The sequence below is a fragment of the Stenotrophomonas sp. 2YAF22 genome, assembly GCF_052114665.1.
In the GTDB taxonomy this organism is placed as follows: domain Bacteria; phylum Pseudomonadota; class Gammaproteobacteria; order Xanthomonadales; family Xanthomonadaceae; genus Stenotrophomonas; species Stenotrophomonas indicatrix.
This window is the reverse complement of record NZ_JBFRFE010000664.1, coordinates 1-2,317: the sequence shown is the minus strand read 5'-3', so window position 1 is coordinate 2,317 and position 2,317 is coordinate 1. Positions and strand designations below refer to the sequence as shown.

The 2,317-nt window shown below is 68.3% G+C and carries 3 protein-coding genes; all 3 read right to left on the bottom strand.

Translation table 11 applies throughout. The annotated features are described in order from the left end of the window. On the bottom strand, positions 1 to 1,180 hold a 1,180-nt coding region (locus AB4Y84_RS19665), incomplete at its 3' end, for a hypothetical protein (protein ID WP_442250725.1). Positions 1,181 to 1,184: 4 nt separating this feature from the next. Next, positions 1,185 to 1,925 (bottom strand): PP2C family serine/threonine-protein phosphatase, encoded by a 741-nt coding sequence (locus AB4Y84_RS19660; protein WP_442250724.1) that lies wholly within the window; start codon positions 1,923 to 1,925, stop codon positions 1,185 to 1,187. A gap of 17 nt (positions 1,926 to 1,942) precedes the next feature. Next, the coding region (locus tag AB4Y84_RS19655) for a vWA domain-containing protein (protein WP_442250723.1) at positions 1,943 to 2,317 on the bottom strand (375 nt) is incomplete at its 5' end.

The window sequence follows — 2,317 nt, the reverse complement described above, 5'->3', positions numbered from 1 at the left end:
ACATCACCCCGGGCACGCCGCTGGCCGCCGATGCCTGCGCGGCGACCGGCTGCGCCTGGGCGACGCGCGCGGCGGTGCGTGCACGCTGCTTGCGGGCCTTGTTCGGTTTCTGCCGCGTGCGAGTCTGCGCCGCGCGTGCGCTGCCGGCCAGCAGTTCGGCGCGGGCGCAGGCGGCACAGGGCATGCCGACAAAATGCTGGTGGGCCGCATCCTTGCCGCACGCCACCAGCTGACCGGCGTTGCGCCGTGCGTAGTCCAGCAGCAGCGTGGCCCATTCCTGCGCCGAAGGCCGCCGCCGCGCCTGCGCCGAGAACGCACGATCAAACATGTCGCGCAGTGCCGGCGGGAACATCTCATGGCCGCTGACCGGCGAGGGCAACATCCGCGGATGCGGCTTGCCGCGCGCATATGGGTACAGGTTGGCGGCGATGCGCGCCGGCAGGTCACTGGGCACCGTCGCCCCCTGCGGCCGGCCCGCATACGGATGCAGGCCGGAATTGAGCAGCTGGAACACCATCACCGCCAGCGCGAATCGATCCTGCGCCTCCTCCTGGCCCGGCTTCACCCCCGGCTGCTGGAACTCGGACGCCAGATAGTCGGTAGTGACCTGCCCGGCCGGGAAGYGCTCGCCCTTGCCCTGGATGCTGAAACCATCGCAATCGAGCATCGCGATGAACAAGGTGCTGCGATAGAACCGCACGTTCAGCGGCTTGAGGTCGACCACATAGTGCTGCCGCCGGTGCAGCGCAGCCAGCATCACCGCCAGGTTGGCCGCCAAGGTCATCTTCGCGCCCAGGCCGGTAGGCAGGCCCTCGGCGCGTGCCTGCCGCTCCTGCAGCACATGCTCCAGATCGCTGGTGGCCGACAGATCCAGGATCGGCATGGTGAAGCCTATGAAACGCCCACTGCGATCCCGCAGCAGGGTCATCGGCCAGGCAATCTGTACCTGGTCGGCCCCCTGCCCTTCCATCGGCGGCAGGTCCGGCTGCAGCTCCAGCATCGCCTGCAGCTTGCGCTCGTAGACGCGCGCGTCCTTGTCCGAATGGTAGAGCTTGGCCACTTCGCGCGGCCGCTCCTTGAGGGTGAACACGCTGCCCGCACCGCCACTCTTGAGCAACCGCTCCAGGGTGAGCGGCCTGCGCTGCGCGTCGTAGACCTTTTCGCCGCTGCGCCCGGGCATGTGCTCAGGCCGGCAGCGCGACCAGCAACGTCTTGTCGTCGCCGGTGATCTGATCGGTGCGCGGGTCGGCCAGCGTCGCGTGCAACGCCTGGCTGCCGTGGGTCTCGTCCACGCCGGCCAGATAACGGATCACCGGTGCGATGAACGGTTGGAACAGGCTGTCGCCCGCGCGCGACATCGCAAACGGCTGCACGCCGTCGGACATCAGCACCAGCGCATCGATGGCCCCTTCGAAGCGGGTCAACCGCAGCTGCTCGCGCCAGTTGCCACCGGTCACGAACCAGGTTTCGTTGGCGTACTCGCCATTGGCGGGCAGCGATACCGCATCGGGCGATTCATTGCTGAACGCACAGGCGGCCACGCCATCGCCCACATGGAAGAACCAGCCGCCATCGCGCGTAGCGACCGCCCCTACCAGCGTGCAGGCATGGTCGGAGAGCTTCAGGCCCTGGCTCAGCGCAAGCATCGCCAGCTGCCCGCGCGCATCGTCGACAGCGGTTTCGATGATGCTGCGCAGCGCGTCCACCGGCAGTGCCAGTGGATCGGCGCCGAGCTGCGCGGACCCGGTAACCGACGCCGCCACGCTGCTGGATACATGCCGGGCGCCCACATCGCTGTGCGATGCGGAGCCTGCGCCATCGCAGACCACCGCAACCAATGTCTGCCCCACCTGCACCGACGCATAGGCGTCCTGGCAGGGCTGCCCGCGGTCCAGATGGGACCGTCCCGTGGCCRATGCGGCCATCACGCGCCAGGCCATGGTCAGACCGGCACTTGTGACCAGCTGTCGGTGGCCGGCAATTGCACCTGGCCACCGGGCGTCGAATTGGAGACCACCCGCATGCTGGCGCTCAGCCACAGGAACAGTTCCTTGAACTGCAGGCCCTGCAGGCGCTTCACGCCGCGCTCGCCATTGCGGCTGAACTGACCCAGCACGCTCATGTCGGCATTACCGACGGCGATCGGGAACACTGCCACCTTGTTCTGCTGCTCGGCCTCGCGGCACTGCTCGGCCACCGCTTCCCAGGCGTCCGTGGGCTGTCCATCGGACATCAGGAACAGCCACGGCCGGGTGTAGGCAACGCCGGCCTGGCGGAAGCGCGCCTTCTCGTCTTCAATCTCCTGCAGCGCTACTTC